Below are 17,038 nucleotides of genomic sequence, written 5' to 3'. Positions count from 1 at the left end.
TAAAAGCCAATAAATTCTCTTTATTTATGATCATTCTTTCTTTATCATTCAGGAACTATAGTGAAATTACGGTTAGTGTGATACGGATCAAAAATGAAACCAGAAGAGAAATTGTTAATTAAGGCACGAAGCCACAAAGATGGTCATTTATTTGAGGTATCTGAAACAGCCGTTGAATGGATAGAACAATATCAACACTTCAAAGGTGTCACCAAAAGCATAGTTGAGCTTCTTAACCTAATTTCACTTCGTGGGTTTAGCAGTAAAGACGGGTACGTTTCCACCACTGAGATTATTGAATCAACCGATGGTCAAGTCACTCGCGCAGCCTTACAGCAAAGGCTGAGAGCTGCAGTTAATATCGGATTGTTCAAACAAATCCCCGTTCGCTTTGAAGAAGGCCTTGCTGGTAAAACCATGTTGCATCGCTTTGTGAACCCAAACCAATTGATATCGGTGCTGGGTGCCACCAGCTTAGTGACAGAAAGCGTGAAGCAAAATGAAAAGCAAAAGCGCTCTAAAGCCCTAGCTCAAACCAAAGTAAACAAGCGCTTACTGAATGAACATGGGTTGAATACCCCACCAACGATGAAAGATGAAGCGGATCAATTCATTGTTTCGCCAACCAATTGGGCGGGGATTATTGATCAAGCGTTAGCGCCACCTAGAACTCGTAAGAGCTACCAGAAATCCATGGTTTCGATCTCTGGCACTCGAGCTGTGATCGAGACACGATCTTCTAAAAATATCATGACCGTTGACGATCTGATGACGTTATTCGCGTTATTCACTCTCACCGTTCAATATCATGATCATCACCAAGATGATTACCATCTAGACGCGAAACACACGCCAAACAAAACACCACTCTACATCACTGATATTTTGTCTTTACGTGGCAAGAAAGACAGCGGCCCTGCACGTGATTCTATCCGCGACAGTATTGATCGTATCGAATTCACGGATTTCCAACTGCACGAGCTTACAGGCCGTTGGCTTAGTGAGAACATGCCAGAAGGCTTTAAGAGTGATCGTTTCCGATTCTTAGCTAGAACCATTACCGCATCGGAAGAAGCGCCTACAGAAGGCTCTGACGGCGAAATTCGCATTAAACCGAACCTATACATCCTGGTTTGGGAGCCTTCGTTCTACGAAGAGCTGCTGACGCGTGACTATTTCTTCCTATTTCCGCCAGAAATCCTGAAGCAACATACCTTGGTCTTCCAAATGTATTCGTACTTTAGAAGCCGCATGGCACGTCGCCATTCAGATAGCATGTTGCTCAGTGAGCTCAACCAGAAATTGGCGCGTAACATCGATTGGCGTCGTTTCTCGATGGATCTGATCCGCGAGCTCAGAAAATTGGGTGAAGTCGGGGATCAAGAAGATACCTTCCTGGTTAATCTATGGGGTTATCACTTGACGATCACCGCGTTGATCGAAAAAGGGAAAACGACCGATTATCAGGTAGATATCAAATGTAATGTGGAAGAAGTATTACGTTACTCAAGAGCGCGTACCACTAACGCAGGTAAGCGTAATATGGCACCAACGCTGCCGAACCCACTTCGTAACGAAATGGTGTCTAAGCAGAAACTGGAAGAGCTGTCTGAGATTATCGATGGTGAGTTTGAACCCATTCAGCGTAAAGCACCGTCGCCAAGAGGCAAATTGGGACGTCGAGTTAAGCAGCGTAAACACTCTGTTGAGATCAACGCTGACGAGATCATGATTACTCTCTCTAAATATACCTCTGCAGAGGCTCTAGAACGCAGCATAACGGCTTTATCTGCTATGACAGGGCACTCACATGCCTCAATCAAAGAAGAGTGCTCAGAGCTCATTGAGAAGCTTGATTGGTTGAGAGTAGGGGAGGACGTTATCCCATACGAAACACTGAGTCGCTTGATTGAGCTATATAACGACCGAGATAGCACCAGCAATCGACATCTGTCCATTGAACGTTTGATCTCTGGTTTAGCGGTGCGTCGTAAAGTGTGTAAACAAGTTCATGAAGGTCATTTAGACGAAAATGTGTTCCTTGCGCTCGATGAAATGGCGATTGGCCACTAGTCATTATCCTATCGCGATAAGCCTGTTTTACCGCCGCTGAATGGATAGTTTTGAACACATTAGGTGCTGATTAAAATCGCACCTAACGCTGACAAAGTGATGACAAAGTAGCGCATCTAGTTGATTATTATTTATCCCGAATAGACAACCTTTGTCCTTTCTTATGATTAATAGATTGGCTCATATTTTGTTACATCATACTGAATAGATTTTTGCGAGTTCCCAAGGGACTCGCTTTTTTTTGCCTAAAATTCAGTCAATCATTAAAATTCAATAGCTTACAGAGTTAAACGCCGAAGCATGATCAAGGCTCGATCATGCTTTCTACGGATCTAGCTCTGGTGAGATTCTGATTTGATGCTTGATCGAGAAGGGCTTGATCAGTGGAGATGGCGTTGAATAATTCCTTGATCATCGTTTCGGGGATGGGTTGCCATAAAGCGTACATGCGACTCGATCAATTTTTCAGACTCTGCTTTCCAACGTGGTTCTTGCTGTTGGTTCGTAAACTCCAAAGCCAATACACACAAGTGTTGTAGCCGCTGTGTACACCACTCTTGCAATCCTGCTTCTGATTTTGGATCACATGACACCGCTTGCATCTTACTGTAGGCAAACATTAGGTATTGGTAGGCTTTATCTTGATGGCTTGAGCTGTTGGCCTCCTGCGAAGCCAAGTCCGGATTCGATGAATCCGCGAGGTGGCGATAGAAAGTAAAGATTCTCAGGCATCCGTCTAGCCAACATGCGATGCCTTTGCTCTGCTCATCCGTGATCAATGGCCCCCAGAGCGCATCTGGAGGCGTTAAGATCAAAGGTTCTAACCGGTCCACTTGATCATGCTTTCGGTCTTTGTACCAATCTCCGATCCGCTCTAACCAAGTGTCTAGTTCATTCATGCAACGTTATCCCACTGTTTTACAAAGTGATTATCAGAAACTTGTTTGATTTCATGCTGTATTTCACTGCTCTGCTCTCGAATACGATCAGCGTCTATTGAATAGTTTGGCTCATTTTTGACGAGTTCGCCAAATGGCAGATCGGGATCTGGTACCGCAGAGATCAACAACTTAGTGTACGGGTGTTGTGGATTGGTCAAGATCGACTGGGTTGATCCCCACTCGACGATCTGCCCTTTGTACATCACCGCCGTCTCTTCAGCGATGTAATGTGCCGTGGCAAGGTCGTGGGTTATGTACAAAAAGCCTATGCCTAACTCTTTCTTCATTTTTTGCATCAAGTTCAACACGCCAAGTCGAATCGAAACGTCCAACATCGAGGTGGGTTCGTCAGCAAGAATAACCTCAGCGCCAACGGCCAGTGCTCTGGCTAGGTTAACCCTCTGTCTTTGGCCCCCACTGAGCTCGTGCGGGTATTTGGCTAGCGTTTCGATGGGTAACTCCACCAGCGCTAATAACTCTTTGAGGCGCTCTGTGAGAGCCTGTTTAGTGGCTACCTGTTTATGGATCTTAAGTGGGCGCGTTAAATGGTGATCAATAGTGTGAGTGGGATTGAGTGAACCAAAGGGGTCTTGAAAAACCATTTGCACACGGCTGCGATAATCCAAGATATCTTTACGGCTTTTCAGAGTAGAGATGTCTCTGCCTTTGAACAGTATCTCTCCCTCTGTCGCAGGGTAAACCTTGGTCATCAATCGTGCGCAGGTGCTTTTCCCGCAGCCAGATTCTCCGGCTAAGCCGAAAATCTCGCCTTAGCCTATGTGAAAGCTAACGGATTTGATTGCATTGAAAGAGGGGAAAATGAGAGTTGGATCAAACCACATTTCTTATGGGGAATCTTTTAAATATAATTGCAGAAAATGGCTTTGGCAAAGTTTAAATGAGGCATTTATTAATTAGCTTTGTGAAGCGTCGGAATCATCACACTTCAGTACAGAATTTCTTAACAAGCGAAAAAGCATTTGCTACAGATTACCTGTCCATTACATGGTGCTTTTCGGAGGAAAACATGTCCATTAATTCTATCAACCATGATGAAATGACAAATATTGCAAACAAGTGGGATGCTGAAGAAGAAGTATCTTTCAAACCAGAAAAGAAAATGAAGTCTGCTGAAGCTCGTCGTCGTATCGAGACTCTAAGAGAAATTAGAGAAAGCGGTTTGAGTCTGGAAGAAGCGAGGGAGCTAGGTCTTATTCACTAATAATCCCCATTGCATTTAGAAGGGTGGCACAACGCCACCCTTTGATTTATAAGTGTTTTTTCATGTTTCCTATCCAGATTTAATCAACTCCTTGATTCTTTGGCTCACTGTTCCGTTTATCCTATCCCTTGTGATATTACGCTTTTCAGATGAAAAACACGCACATGGCATACTCTTGAACTAAGTTGTTTGACAGTCATATTCAACGCCACTAATTTTAAAGTTAAAGCAAAAATATGCGATGTCGTTGGTAAGGAGAAGGGTATGTCTAATTCTGTGGCTCAAGCTAAAGAAGTGCTGTTTTACGAACCCGAAGATCCGAACGGATACCTGTCAAATTTTGCCGCTTGTCCTATCAAGGTAGGTGATCAAGTTTGGGCAACCAGCGAACATTATTATCAAGCGATGAAGTTTGCCTCCGAAGCGCTACGTAATACCATTTTGGAAGCCAGTACACCTGCTGAAGCGTTCTCTTTAAGTCGTGACTACGAAGACCAAGTTCGCGAAGATTGGTATGACATTCGTGTTGAAGTGATGCAGTTCATCGTCACCGAGAAGTTCAGACAGAATCCACAGTTTGCGCTGTTTCTTACCAATACCGGAGATTCGGTGATCAAAGAACATTCGCACAAAGACCACTTCTGGGGCGATGGCGGCGATGGAACCGGCGAGAACCATTTGGGTAAGATTCTGATGGCAGTGCGTCACCAGCTTCGCACTCAGCAACTGCATTTAATTGCTTCGCACTGATTCGTCGATTCAGATAGCGGCATGCTTATCATTACTCCTTAGACGCATTTAAAAGGCCGCCCTGCTATCTAGTATGAAGCAGGGCGGCCTTTTCGGTTTTAGAGAGTCAGGCATCAACGAGAGTTAACGTACGTGACTAAGCTATGCGTTGATAAGTTCTACGTTACGCTGGTGCTATAAGTAACTCTGTACGATGTCGTCAAGCTGTCCATCGTCTTTCATTTGGTCTAGGCGTTGGTTGATGAAGCTTTGCAGCTTAGGATCCATCTCAGGGTCAAACGCCAAATGGATAGGGTAGTTATTGATGACAGAACCAAACTCATGCATCTGGTAATCATCAATACTCAGTTTTTGCTCGTTTAGGTTGTATTTGATTCGTGATTCCATTTCCACAAACACGGTGTCGCCAGGTGCTCGGTTCAGGACACGAAACGCAGCAGTGTAATCTTTTACTCGAATCTCGTTGAGCTTGCCCTGTTGGATATAAGGTTCCAAGTTCGGATACTCAAATCCTTTCAGCAATACCACGGCTTTCCCATCGAGATCATCGATTGTATTGAACTCAAATGGCTTTTTACCGCTGCTGAGTAATACGTGTTTTACATTGTAAATCGGGTCTTCAGATAGGTTCGCAGATTGAATATTCCCCCAACTAGGGCTGCCATAGGTAACCCAGTTTGGATTCTCTCTCGCATCGAGCTTGTCGATCATTCGATTAAAAGGGTAGGTGTGGTAGTTGATCTCATATTGGCTGTCATCAAACACGGCTTCCACAATATCTGAAACAATTCCTCTGTGAGATGACCCGTCAGTTTCGATTTGAAAAGGTTGCGCTTGGCTCGCAATAATGTAGTAGTGAAGAGGTTCGCTTGCAGAAGCATAACTGCTTGAAAACAAACTGACTATGGATGCAACGATAAGATGTTTTTTCATAACCTTCCCTAGTTATTTGATGAATGACTACTATTATACTAGTTGAGTAATTGTAGTTTGCTAGGATAACAATAATGGTAATTTGTGTATGGTGACAAAAGGAAAACGCTACGTTGGACTCTCCCGACAGTTGATCGGGATGATAATAGCGATCAGTACCTTATTCACAGTTATAGTGACAGGTCTCGGGTTGTATGTAGAGTACCAAAGTCGAGTTTCTTTTATCAGCTCTCAGATCGAGCAGGTCAAGGCTGGCTACCTTTCTGGTTTAACGGCAAGTTTGTGGGTTGAAGATCGAGAGCAATTGTTTGTGCAAGCCGAAGGCATCTCTCGCCTCCCTTCGGTCAGTTACCTTCTTATCGAAAGTCCCGATGAAAAAATTCTAGAGTTAGGTCAAAAGACCGAAGGCCAATCTTATTCTCAGTCTTGGGAAATGGTGCACCAGATGGGCGGCACAGACTTCCCGTTGGCGACGCTCACGGTGCAATCAGACTTGAGCATGATCCTAGATGACTTTGAAGAACGAGTGTTATTGTTGCTCGCCTTCGAAGCCGTTAAAATCTTCTTGTTGTCTCTCGTATGTTTAACCATCGTCTATCGTCTTGTCGTAAAACGTTTGATGACTATGTCTTCCCAAATCAACCAACAACAGGTCGAAGACAACAAACCGCGCTTTATAACGCCAACTCACTCTACTTACAAAGATGAGATATCGACTCTAGAGAGTAGCTATAACCGATCGGTAGAACGTATTCGTCAACAATATCAAGAGCTGGAAAAAGCTAAAGATGTTGCTGAGGTGGCCAACCGTAATAAAAGTGAATTCCTTGCCAATATGAGTCACGAAATCCGTACACCAATGAATGGGATTATCGGGTTGTCGTCTTTGCTCTCTGAAATGGATATGCCGAAAGAGCAAAAAGAGTACATCAACATGCTCAACACCTCTTCGCTTACGTTGCTCGACTTAATCAACGACATTCTCGATTACTCGAAGATCGAAGCGGGGCGACTAGAGCTTCAGCAAGAGCCGATGAAAATGATGGGCATTGCGGCCGACGTTGAATCAACCTTTCGAGTGAAAGCCGAACAGAAAGGGCTTCGATTCCAATTAGCGATCGACCCTAAGATCCCAACCATGGTGATTGGCGACGGTACTCAACTAAGACAAGTCCTAAATAACTTAGTAGGCAACGCGATTAAATTTACCGAGCATGGCCACGTCACGCTCTCGCTTCGTTTGGAAGAGGTGGTTGAGCCTGAGCAAAAACTCAGAGTGAGGTTCGAGGTTGTCGACAGCGGTATCGGTATTGCAGAAGACAAACAGAAATCGGTGTTCGATAAGTTTCAACAAGCCGACGGCAGTACCACACGTATTTATGGAGGCACAGGGCTTGGTCTAACAATATGCGAGAAGATAGTGACATTGATGGGCAGCAAGCTTGAACTCACCAGTGTTGAAGGTAAAGGCAGTACCTTCTATTTTACGGCTGACTTTGACCCGTGTTTAGAAGCCGATGAAAGCAATATCGATTTCAATAAGGTTTCGGTTCTGCTTGTGGATGATAGCCAGCTGAACATGCGTATAACGTCTACACAGCTTCAATCCTTTGGCGTTAAGTCTGAGTGCTGTGAAACGGCAAACCAAGCGTTAGAGTTGGTTTCAGAGTCTGTGGCTAAGTCATCACCTTATGATCTCGTTCTGATAGACAAAGTAATGCCGTCCGTTGATGGCTTTCAACTGGCGAGAAGCTTAGTTGAACGCTTTGGTAGCGAGTGTCCCAAGTTAGTGATGATCTCTGCTGACCCTAGAAAGCAAGATGAAGCTCGTGCTAAACAAGTCGGTTTTGTTGCCTACATTGCGCGTCCTTACCAAGATAATCAGCTTAAATGGACCATCAGTGAGGTACTCGCGAGAGCGGCTGATACTTCAGTCTTTACCTATCCGAACAGAGGAGAGGTTGCGTTTAAAGACAATGAACCTGTGCCGTTAAGTAAACCTGCAGCGGTTGTTAAAGATGCTCCCATTGTCTCTGTAAACGCCACACCAGCCGATAAACAAGCTCCAATTCAAGCAGAGTCAAAACCTGTCGCAGTTGCCGGAGAATTTAGTGGTACAGTTTTAGTTGTTGAAGACTCGCGAGTAAACCAACAAGTCGCCAAGATGATGCTCAAGAAGCTTGGCTTTGAGGTTGATATTGCCGACAACGGTGAAATTGGTGTCGAGAAATTCAAAGCCAACGAATACGAGATGATTTTTATGGATTGTCAGATGCCGGTTCTCGATGGCTTCGAAGCGACCAAGCAGATCCGAGCGCTCGAAGAAGGGGCTGCAAAGCATATTCCAATCATTGCGCTGACGGCCAACGTCGTGCAGCGAGACAAGCATTTGTGCTTCGATGTAGGCATGGATGAGTTTTTACCTAAACCGGTTAACCAAGGCAAACTGAGAGAGATCGTAGCGAGTTTCTTGTCGAAAGAGACGGAATCAAACAAAGAACATGAGCAGCAAATTGTTTAGTTGAGTATCTCTAATCTTACTTTCATTAAAAGAGTAATGAGGCGAATTAGACATAGTCTTTTATGCCGTTGGTTATATTTGAAGTATCGTGTGAAAGAAATGATAAAGGTGGCCTGAAAAGACCACCTTTTTTGTATGTGTCGGTTTGAACTTAATCTCTATCGATTGCGAACGCAGACCATGCTTGACGTGTCGGCATCACTTCGACTCGGTTAATGTTGATGTGATCTGGCAAGGTTGCGATATAAAACATCTGCTCGGCAATATCCTCTGCTGACAACGGTGTAGTGCCTTGGTAAAGGTTGTCTGAAGCCGTCTGGTTACCTTTAGTTCTTACAAGAGTAAATTCCGTTTCTGCAATACCAGGGGAGAGGTCAGTCACTCGTACCCCTGTGCCTTGTAAGTCACAACGTAGGTTGTAACTGAACTGCTTTACGAACGCTTTGCTGGCACCATACACATGGCTTCCTGGGTAAGGCCACTGTCCGGCGATTGACCCAACATTGATGATTGAGCTTCCTGCGCCTTTTTTAATTAACGTAGGCAACAGCGCATGAGTAACATTAACCAAGCCTGTGACATTGGTATCGATCATAGTGTGCCAGTCTTTCAAGTCCACATCAGGCGCGCCTTCTGGTGCCAAAGCTAACCCAGCATTATTGACCAATGCGGTAATCGATGAAAATTCAGCGGGTAATGAATCAATGGCTTGTTTTACGGCGTCTGCGTCTCGAACGTCGAGTTGAATTACATGCACAGGCACCGTTAATTCTTCCTTTAGGTCGAGTAGCCTTTCGATTCGACGACCAGACAGCACTAACGACCAGTTATCTTCTGCGAAACGTTTTGCTGCCGCTTTGCCGAAACCAGAGGTTGCCCCTGTAATGAACGCTATCTTATCCATAAATACATCCTTCTAATTTGAAATTAACATAAGTAGTGCCATGCCGATCAAAATCGGCGCGGTCGTTGTTTTTGCAGACAAGTTCGGTGCTGATAGATACAGTTTTTGCCCCAGTACATTGCCAATCAAAGCTGCCGGTAATAGCCATAAACCTGTGATGAACGATTCTTGGTTAAATGCGCCAATCCATATGAAGCCGATCAGTGAAATCGCTGAACTCAGCAGAAAAAACACAATCGCGGTGGCTCTCTGTTCACTGGTTTTAATGGTCAGGTTCATCAAATACGTCACTAATGGCGGACCTCCTGAAGAAGCGGTGGTCATGCTAAACCCCGAAATGGCTCCCGCCCAAAACGCGTGTCGTTGGTGCAACCAAGTGAGGCGTAAGTCCAAAATAATCAGCGTGCTAGCGACCAAAGACATCATCGCGATAAAGGCCTTCAAGCCTGATTCCGATATCGTGCTAATGAAATACAGCGAGAAAGGCACCGCAACCAACATGCCAATACACAGCGGCGCAATAAGCCGGATATTGATGGTGGTTTTACTTCGCTTGAGCAGAGGAAAGGCACTTAAAAAGTCCAACAAGATAGCGATGGTTACCGCTTGCAATGGTGGAACAATAAAGCTGAGGGAAAGCGCTACGATAATCGCAAACCCAAATCCTGAATAGCCTCGAACTACTCCTGCAAACAGAATCAATGTCATCGCTAATCCTAATTCCACTCTTGCTCACCTCTTTGCTTTTGATATTGCTGCTGCGTTAATTAGCGTTCGATGAGACCTGTCTCGTCTGCCTTTCAATCTATTCACACCTAAGAGTTTTGAATAGAGCCAGATCGACGATTGGATTGGGTCAGGCTGTTTGTTGGATCGGGGATGAGACTTGGGCTGATGTACTGGCCCAATGTTTTGTTGAAACTGACACTATGACCTCCGCCCTGTTTGGGATGAAGATTATTCCATCCGATAGCGCAGCCTTTTCAATGTCGTGTTTTGTGTCTTTCATTCTCGAAGACGAGCCAAGCACGAGCGGCTGTGAATCTAGTGTTGTTAATGGAGACGATGAAATGGAAGTATCAACAGAACAGCTTGTGAACCAAGATATTATCGACCTCGACAAGAGCGTATTTCATTCTTGGTCGATTCAAGAAGCAGCGGAGCCTATCGCCATTGCGGGTGGGCAAGGATGCAAAATGTGGGACTACGAAGGTAAAGAATACCTTGATTTTAGTAGCCAACTGGTTAACACCAACATTGGTCATCAGCATCCACAAGTTATCAAAGCGATTAAAGATCAGGCTGATTCATTAGTGACCGTTGCCCCTGCGACCGCCAACCTCACTCGTGGTTTGGCGGCTAAGCGTATCTTGTCGAAAGCGCCAAGCTCGTTTAAGAAGGTGTTCTTTACCAATGCAGGGGCAGATGCCAACGAAAATGCGATTCGCATGGCGCGACAATTCACAGGGCGCGACAAGGTGCTATCTGCTTACCGTTCTTACCATGGCAATACAGGTACTGCTATTGCTGCGACGGGGGATTTTCGTCGAATTCCAAACGAGTATAGCCGTGGGCACGTTCACTTCTTCAATCCATTTCTCTATCGAAGCGAATTCAACGCGGCGACTGAGGCAGAAGAGAGTGAGCGTGCCCTGCAGCATTTAGAGCGAGTGATTGAATGCGAAGGACCAACGGCGATTGCGGCGATTATCCTAGAGACGATTCCGGGAACGGCTGGTTTTCTCATTCCGCCCAAAGATTACCTTATCGGCGTGCGTGAGCTGGCAACCAAACATGGCATTCAGTTGATATTCGATGAAGTCATGGTCGGCTTTGGTCGCACGGGTAAGTGGTTTGCGTTTGAGCACTTTAATGTCGTGCCAGATCTGATTACTTTCGCGAAAGGGGTGAACTCGGGTTATGTGCCGGCTGGTGGCGTGGTGGTCAGCGAACCGATCGTTGAGCACTTTAAGTCAAACTTCTTTATGGGCGGCTTAACGTACTCTGGTCACCCTTTGGCGATGGCTTCTATCGTTGCAACGCTCGATGTGATGGAGCAAGAGGGCATTGTCACACATGCTGATAACGTCGGTAACAGCGTTCTAGGGCCGCTCCTACTGAGCCTTCAAGAGTTGCACCCTATGATTGGTGATGTGCGCGGTAAAGGGATGTTCTGGGCGGTTGAGCTGGTGGAAGATCGTGAAAGTAAAACACCTTTAAGCAATGAAAAAATGGGGCAATTGAAAGCGCAATTGACCAAGCGAGGCCTGTTGACCTTCATTGTGAATAACCGCATTCACGTTGCGCCACCTTTGGTTATTCAGCCAAGCGATATAAAGAAAGGCGTTAAGATCATTGATGAAGTGTTGTTTGAACTCGCTTCTTAAGTCTCCAATAAGATAGCCAGCACAGCAACCAAGGCACTTTGACAAAGAATTCCCCGTTCTTTTCAACGTGCCAAACCTAACCTTCAGAAACGACAAAAGAGCATCGATTGATGCTCTTTTTACGTTTATTCACTAAATCACTTTGCTCAAACCGCTCATAAGTGATGCTAGATCTTCATCGCCTCAGACAGCTCTTTGATACCGGGTGCGATCAGATCTTTGTCGATGGCGTGAAAGCCCAATCGAAAATAGGAATTGGGGTCATATTCTGACAATGCTTCACAACCCGATTCCGTTTCGGTATTCGTCATAAAGTGTGAATAGCCTGTCTCAATCAATATGCCCTTTTGGGCGGCTCGTGAAGCTAAACGCTGGCTATTGATGTGGCTGGGCGTTTGTAGCCACAGAGAGTTGGCCTGCTCGCTTTGAGCCAGTCGCTTGCAGTCAGGTAAGTACTTCAAGACAGCATCGTTGATCAGCTTCCAGCGCTGGCGAGTGTTTTCTCTAAAGCGCCTCACAAAGCTGTCGTAGTAGCCTTGTTCAATAAAGTGCGCTACTTCCATCTGAACACGGCTTGGCGCATGTCGGTACATCAAGCGACGCAGTATTCTAAGGTCGTAGATTAACTCTTCAGGTGCCACGATGTAGCCTAACCTCAAGCCGGGTGCCAGTAGCTTAGAGAAGCTGCTGACGTAGATGACTCTCCCTTCCTTGTCATTGGCTTTTAGCGCGGGTTTAGGATTCCACTCCACGTTGCACTCGGCGTCATAGTCATCTTCGATAATTACCGCGTCATTGGCTTTGGCCATTTCAAGTAACTGAGTTCGACGCTCATCACTCATGGTGACGCCGGTTGGAGCTTGATGGCTAGGCGTGACATAGAAGTGATCACACAGTGAAGAGTGCTCATTGAATCTCAATCCTTGTTCATCCACTTGATGCGGGTGTAACTGCGCGCCAGAGAGATTGAAGATGTGATTCGCTTCTTTGTAGCCGGGGTTCTCGACTCCGACTCGACTCTGATGGTTCATGAGCAAAGTCGAAATCAAATACAGCGCATTCTGCGAACCTAAGGTTATGAGGATCTCATCACTTTGGGCATGAATACCGCGCTGTGGGAGCACCCTTGTGCGTATCTGTTCGACCAGCATGTCGACGTCTTTATCGACCTTGTCGCAAAGCCAGCGGTGATCATGTGGGTCTGAGGTGACCTTTCTTGTCGCTTCTCGCCATTGAGCTAATGGGAAGTCATTGATAGAGGGTTGGCCAAAAATAAATGGGTATTGGTAACAACTCCAATGCGAGGGTTTGACGATGCGTGGGTATTGGCCCAATTGCAGCTTAACGCGTTTGCTCCAATCCGGTGCATTGTCGCTGTCGGCTGATTCAAAATGATCCAAACTCGCGTCGATAGTATCACTCGGGTTTTCATACTTTTCTGAAAGGTAATAACCACTGCGAGGCTTACTGATGAGGTAGCCATCGTCGAGCAAACTGTCGTACACCAAGGAGACAGTATTGCGTGAAACACCCAATTGGCTAGACAGCTTACGACAAGACGGAAGCGCTTGTTCAGCCGGAAAAATACCATTCAATATCGCCGTCACCAAATAGCTACGTACTTGTTCTTGCAGGCTTCTTTTGGAATCAAACTCGATGAAACAATTGTGATTTATCGCCATGAGATACAGTCCTTATTCTCAGTGAACCTCAGTCCAATTTGTATAAAAGAGCAAGAAATGCGCCAGAGTTCATATTGATGTTTTAAGAGTGTGTTTTGCTCTCTCTCAACCCCGAAAATTACGTTGTCCCAAACTAGAAAATCGTTCTGTCCCAACCTGAAAATTAAATTGGCTCTACGTCTCCGATGCATTCCGTTCATAAAGTAAAGGCAGGCAAATAATCTCGATAAGGAAAGCGTATGAAACAGGGAATGACGATGAAGGCATGGGTTTCAACAGCGGCAGCGACAGTTGTACTGGGTTGTTTTGGAGTCGCACAAGCATCGGAGCTTGCAGCCATCGAAAAGCAAGGCTTCATGAAAGTGGCGACAGAAGACAACTACTCTCCATTCAACTATATCGACCGCGGTAAGCCTGCGGGGATTAACAAAGATTTGCTTGATGAGTTACGTGAATATTCGAAGTTCGATATCGAACAAGAGATCTTACCTTGGACAGGACTACTCGCTTCGGTATCTGCGGGTCAATATGATGTGGCGTTAACTGGCGCGATCATTACCGATGCTCGCTTGAAGGCCTTTGATTTCACTCCACCTATCGCTTCAGCGCAGCATTACTTCTTAACCAGAGCTGACGCGGAAGATATTAATACGGTAGCCGATTTAGATGGAAAAACAGTGGGCTTACAAGCGGGCAGTGCTTTGCTAGAAAGGCTTCCAGAGCTCGAAGTGATGCTCGAAGCACAAGGCAAATCTTTGGGTAAAGTGGTGCAGTATCAATCCTACCCAGAAGCGTATTCCGACTTGGCAATCGGCCGAATAGACTATGTGATCAACAGTGTGGTTTCAGTTAACGAGGTAGTGAAATCCAAGTCAAAGGTATTCAAAAAAGGCGAGGCGGTGTCTGGTCCTGGTTTCGTGAGCTGGCCTGTTCCTAAAGAGAACCCTGAGCTTTTGGCATACCTAACGGAGTTTTTCCTGCACCTAGAGCAAACAGGAAAAATGGCGGAGTTGCAGAAGAAGTGGTTCGGTGAGTCGTTCGACCAACTCCCTTCAGAAGCCATCACTTCGGTTGAGCAGTATCACAAGCTAACAGCCGTTCAATAGATGAATAAGCATGCGCCGACACAAACAGTTAGCGGCTGTTTGTGTCCATGCCAATGGGTTCAAAGCGGTTTAACCCATGAGTCTTTGGCGCACAATCTATCGAAAGAAGTCGCTGATCAAAGAGGTCGTTTATGGATTATTACGCTTGGGAACAGTTACTACAGGGCGCGTGGGCAACGGCATGGATATCGGCAGTATCGATTGTATTAGGTGTCGTCATCGGCTTAATGATTGCCTTGGTTAGAATGATGAAAATCCCGTTTGTGGATCAAATGTTGGGCATTTATGTTAGTTGGGCACGAGCAACGCCTTTGGTTACGTTGGCTCTGTTTATTTTCCTTTCTTTTCCGTCATTTGGCATCAATTTAGATAAACACGTTTCTGCCATTTTAGCTCTCACACTCAATACATCGGCATTCAATGCAGAGATTTGGCGCAATGCCTTTCTTAACTTTTCAAAAGGACAAATGGAAGCGGCAGAAGCCATTGGTATGAGACGTATCACTTATTTTCGCCGCATCATGTTCCCGCAAATGGTGATCATGAGCCTACCAGCGCTAGTCAATGAGATGTCGTTCTTAATCAAAGGCAGCCCAGCGATTGCGGTGATCGGCATCGTCGACCTAACTCGTGTCACCAATCGAATCTCTGCGGTTACCTATGAACCACTTGGGCCGATTCTATGTGCCGGTGCCATTTACATGTTGATTATTGGCGTGTTGGTGAAGTTGCAAGCGGTGGCTGAAAACCGAGCTACTTATCTGCAGTAGTAAGTGTGGCTATCAGTAATCTACCTCAGTCACAGCTATCAACAACAACCACAGTTTAGCCGTCATGGCTACTTGGTCAGAAACACCATTTACCTGCTTGTGATGCGTTATTGAGCGGGTAAGTTTAAGGAGTAAATATGGAAGAATGGAATATTATCTGGCAACAAAAAGAGCTGTTTGCTTCAGGGTTTGTGACCACATTTTATCTTTTTGTTTCGTCTTCAATCTTGAGTTTCATCATTGGCATCGGTTTGTTGTATTGCCTCGAAAACTCAAAACTTGGTGTGAAGTACACCATCAATAGTTTGATAGGCATGATGCGCACCTTGCCGTTTCTTATCTTAGCGTACCTGCTCTATTACGGGTTGCCGCAGGTTGGTATTCGACTCGATGCGATTACAGCGGGAATCATCGCGCTAAGTCTCTATCACGGTACCTATTTTTGTGAGATTTTCCGAGGTGTTCGTAAAGGATTAGAGCCAGGTTACATCGAAGCGGCGCACGCTTATGGCTTCTCTAAATTCAAAACATTTACCCGAGTTATTACCCCAAATGTGTTGTTTAAGTCGGTTCCACTGATCACGAACCAACTCATCATCTGCTTAAAAGACACTGCGTTTCTTAGCATCATCACCGTCGCAGAAATTACCGCGGCCGCCAACAGCATTCAATCAACGTACTTCATCCCATTGAATGCGTTCATCATTGCTATCGCGCTCTACTGGGCCGTGAGTATTGCACTTGAAACCATCACCAAACGAATCCAAACCAAAGTTGAACTTAGAGGACTTAGCCATGCTTAAACAATCAGAGATTATTGAAACGGAAGCACCGATTAACCCTTCTTTGGGCGTGAATTTGGAAGTGATTGAGTGCGAGCCACTATTGGAAGAACGAGAGACGATCATCAAGGTTGAAAACCTGTCGAAACAGTTTGATGGCATCGAAGTACTGCGAGACATCAACCTCAACATCAACAAAGGCGATGTGGTGAGTATTCTCGGCTCGTCAGGTTCGGGGAAATCGACGCTATTACGTTGCATGAACTGGTTAGAGCAGCCAGAGCGCGGCACGATTTTTATGGGTGATGAGCGTATTGGTATCAACTCTGAAACGGGTAAGCCACTCAAATACAAAGAGTTGGCGAAACTTCGAGAGCGCCTTGGTATGGTTTTCCAAAGCTTCAACTTGTGGCCGCATCTCACCGTGTTGCAAAACGTTATGGAAGCGCTCGTTCACGTTAAGAAGATAGCGAAATCAGACGCCGAAGAGATGGCACGTAAGCAACTCGATAAGGTTGGTATGTCGCACAAACTAGAGAACTACCCAAGCATGTTATCGGGTGGGCAAAAGCAACGTGTCGCTATTGCCAGAGCTCTCGCGATGGAGCCGGATGTGTTGCTGTTTGATGAACCAACGTCAGCACTCGATCCTGAATTGGTCGAAGAGGTGTTGTTGGTGATGAAGAAACTGTCGCAAGAGGGCTACACCATGGTGGTTGTGACACATGAGATGGAGTTTGCGCGTCAGGTATCGGATCAGGTGGTATTTCTTGAAAAAGGCATATTGATTGAAAAATCCAACCCAGAGAAGTTTTTCACTAACCCAGATTCATCAAGGGTAAGACAGTTCCTCAAGCTTGATTCATGAGTTAGATAGCTTGCACAGCTTCAAGGTTCGATCGTTAAAAAACTCCGACCTAATCAGTCGGAGTTTTTGTCTGTGCTCGTTTTTTCTTCCCAAACCTAA

At 45.5% G+C, this 17,038-nt stretch carries 14 protein-coding genes and 1 pseudogene; 9 read left to right on the top strand and 6 right to left on the bottom strand.

Annotated features, from left to right (window positions below; genetic code table 11):
* Nucleotides 1-93: 93 nt before the first annotated feature.
* The gene (locus AB4493_RS05150; RefSeq protein WP_017071247.1) at nucleotides 94-2,073 is read left to right on the top strand and encodes a replication initiator protein RctB domain-containing protein; all 1,980 of its coding nucleotides are present in this window, start codon (nucleotides 94-96) and stop codon (nucleotides 2,071-2,073) included.
* A 380-nt stretch (nucleotides 2,074-2,453) separates the two neighbouring features.
* Here AB4493_RS05150 and AB4493_RS05145 read toward each other — a convergent pair whose 3' ends face one another.
* Both AB4493_RS05145 and AB4493_RS05140 read right to left on the bottom strand, forming a co-directional pair.
* Nucleotides 2,454-2,972, bottom strand: coding sequence for a transcriptional regulator (locus tag AB4493_RS05145; protein WP_372154609.1), 519 nt, complete (start codon nucleotides 2,970-2,972; stop codon nucleotides 2,454-2,456).
* Nucleotides 2,969-3,823 (bottom strand): annotated as a pseudogene (locus tag AB4493_RS05140) (ABC transporter ATP-binding protein); the annotation flags it as partial. The pseudogene AB4493_RS05140 and the gene AB4493_RS05145, both read right to left, overlap by 4 nt.
* Before the next feature lie 218 nt (nucleotides 3,824-4,041).
* Here AB4493_RS05140 and AB4493_RS05135 point away from each other — a divergent pair.
* Nucleotides 4,042-4,236 (top strand): hypothetical protein, encoded by a 195-nt coding sequence (locus AB4493_RS05135; RefSeq protein WP_017061218.1) that lies wholly within the window; start codon nucleotides 4,042-4,044, stop codon nucleotides 4,234-4,236.
* Between the two features lie 189 nt (nucleotides 4,237-4,425).
* Complete coding sequence (locus AB4493_RS05130; protein ID WP_372154608.1) at nucleotides 4,426-4,986, top strand: NADAR family protein; 561 nt, start codon at nucleotides 4,426-4,428, stop codon at nucleotides 4,984-4,986.
* 174 nt (nucleotides 4,987-5,160) lie between these two features.
* Here the strand turns inward: AB4493_RS05130 and AB4493_RS05125 are convergent, their stop codons facing one another.
* Nucleotides 5,161-5,919: an ABC transporter substrate-binding protein gene (locus tag AB4493_RS05125; protein WP_136974558.1), complete on the bottom strand. Its 759-nt coding sequence runs from the start codon at nucleotides 5,917-5,919 to the stop codon at nucleotides 5,161-5,163.
* A gap of 88 nt (nucleotides 5,920-6,007) precedes the next feature.
* Here AB4493_RS05125 and AB4493_RS05120 point away from each other — a divergent pair, with 88 nt between their 5' ends.
* Nucleotides 6,008-8,440 (top strand): response regulator, encoded by a 2,433-nt coding sequence (locus tag AB4493_RS05120; RefSeq protein ID WP_372055648.1) that lies wholly within the window; start codon nucleotides 6,008-6,010, stop codon nucleotides 8,438-8,440.
* A gap of 151 nt (nucleotides 8,441-8,591) precedes the next feature.
* Here the strand turns inward: AB4493_RS05120 and AB4493_RS05115 are convergent, their stop codons facing one another.
* Both AB4493_RS05115 and AB4493_RS05110 read right to left on the bottom strand, forming a co-directional pair.
* Nucleotides 8,592-9,344 carry an SDR family NAD(P)-dependent oxidoreductase gene (locus AB4493_RS05115; protein ID WP_017061222.1) on the bottom strand — a complete coding sequence of 251 codons (753 nt, stop codon included), beginning with the start codon at nucleotides 9,342-9,344 and terminating at the stop codon, nucleotides 8,592-8,594.
* A 12-nt stretch (nucleotides 9,345-9,356) separates the two neighbouring features.
* A complete protein-coding gene (locus AB4493_RS05110; protein WP_372154623.1) occupies nucleotides 9,357-10,052 on the bottom strand; it encodes a sulfite exporter TauE/SafE family protein in 696 nt (231 codons plus the stop codon).
* Nucleotides 10,053-10,414: 362 nt separating this feature from the next.
* Here AB4493_RS05110 and AB4493_RS05105 point away from each other — a divergent pair, with 362 nt between their 5' ends.
* Nucleotides 10,415-11,731 carry an aspartate aminotransferase family protein gene (locus tag AB4493_RS05105; protein WP_017066353.1) on the top strand — a complete coding sequence of 439 codons (1,317 nt, stop codon included), beginning with the start codon at nucleotides 10,415-10,417 and terminating at the stop codon, nucleotides 11,729-11,731.
* Nucleotides 11,732-11,898: 167 nt separating this feature from the next.
* Here the strand turns inward: AB4493_RS05105 and AB4493_RS05100 are convergent, their stop codons facing one another.
* Nucleotides 11,899-13,413 (bottom strand): PLP-dependent aminotransferase family protein, encoded by a 1,515-nt coding sequence (locus tag AB4493_RS05100; RefSeq protein ID WP_372083241.1) that lies wholly within the window; start codon nucleotides 13,411-13,413, stop codon nucleotides 11,899-11,901.
* 239 nt (nucleotides 13,414-13,652) lie between these two features.
* Between AB4493_RS05100 and AB4493_RS05095 the strand changes: the two genes are divergently transcribed.
* The 4 genes from AB4493_RS05095 (at nucleotide 13,653) to AB4493_RS05080 (ending at nucleotide 16,939) form a co-directional block, all read left to right on the top strand.
* Nucleotides 13,653-14,519, top strand: coding sequence for a transporter substrate-binding domain-containing protein (locus tag AB4493_RS05095; RefSeq protein WP_017061226.1), 867 nt, complete (start codon nucleotides 13,653-13,655; stop codon nucleotides 14,517-14,519).
* A 131-nt stretch (nucleotides 14,520-14,650) separates the two neighbouring features.
* Entirely contained in the window at nucleotides 14,651-15,289 is a 639-nt protein-coding gene (locus tag AB4493_RS05090; RefSeq protein WP_017061227.1) for an amino acid ABC transporter permease, read from the top strand.
* A 137-nt stretch (nucleotides 15,290-15,426) separates the two neighbouring features.
* Entirely contained in the window at nucleotides 15,427-16,092 is a 666-nt protein-coding gene (locus AB4493_RS05085) for an amino acid ABC transporter permease (RefSeq protein ID WP_017061228.1), read from the top strand.
* Nucleotides 16,085-16,939, top strand: coding sequence for an amino acid ABC transporter ATP-binding protein (locus AB4493_RS05080; protein WP_102428101.1), 855 nt, complete (start codon nucleotides 16,085-16,087; stop codon nucleotides 16,937-16,939). Before AB4493_RS05085 ends, AB4493_RS05080 begins: the two co-directional genes overlap by 8 nt.
* Nucleotides 16,940-17,038 lie beyond the last annotated feature (99 nt).

The sequence above is a fragment of the Vibrio sp. 10N.222.55.A1 genome (assembly GCF_041473835.1).
In the GTDB taxonomy this organism is placed as follows: domain Bacteria; phylum Pseudomonadota; class Gammaproteobacteria; order Enterobacterales; family Vibrionaceae; genus Vibrio; species Vibrio crassostreae_C.
Note: the sequence above shows the minus strand (reverse complement) of the source record. Positions and strands in the feature narration are given on the sequence as shown.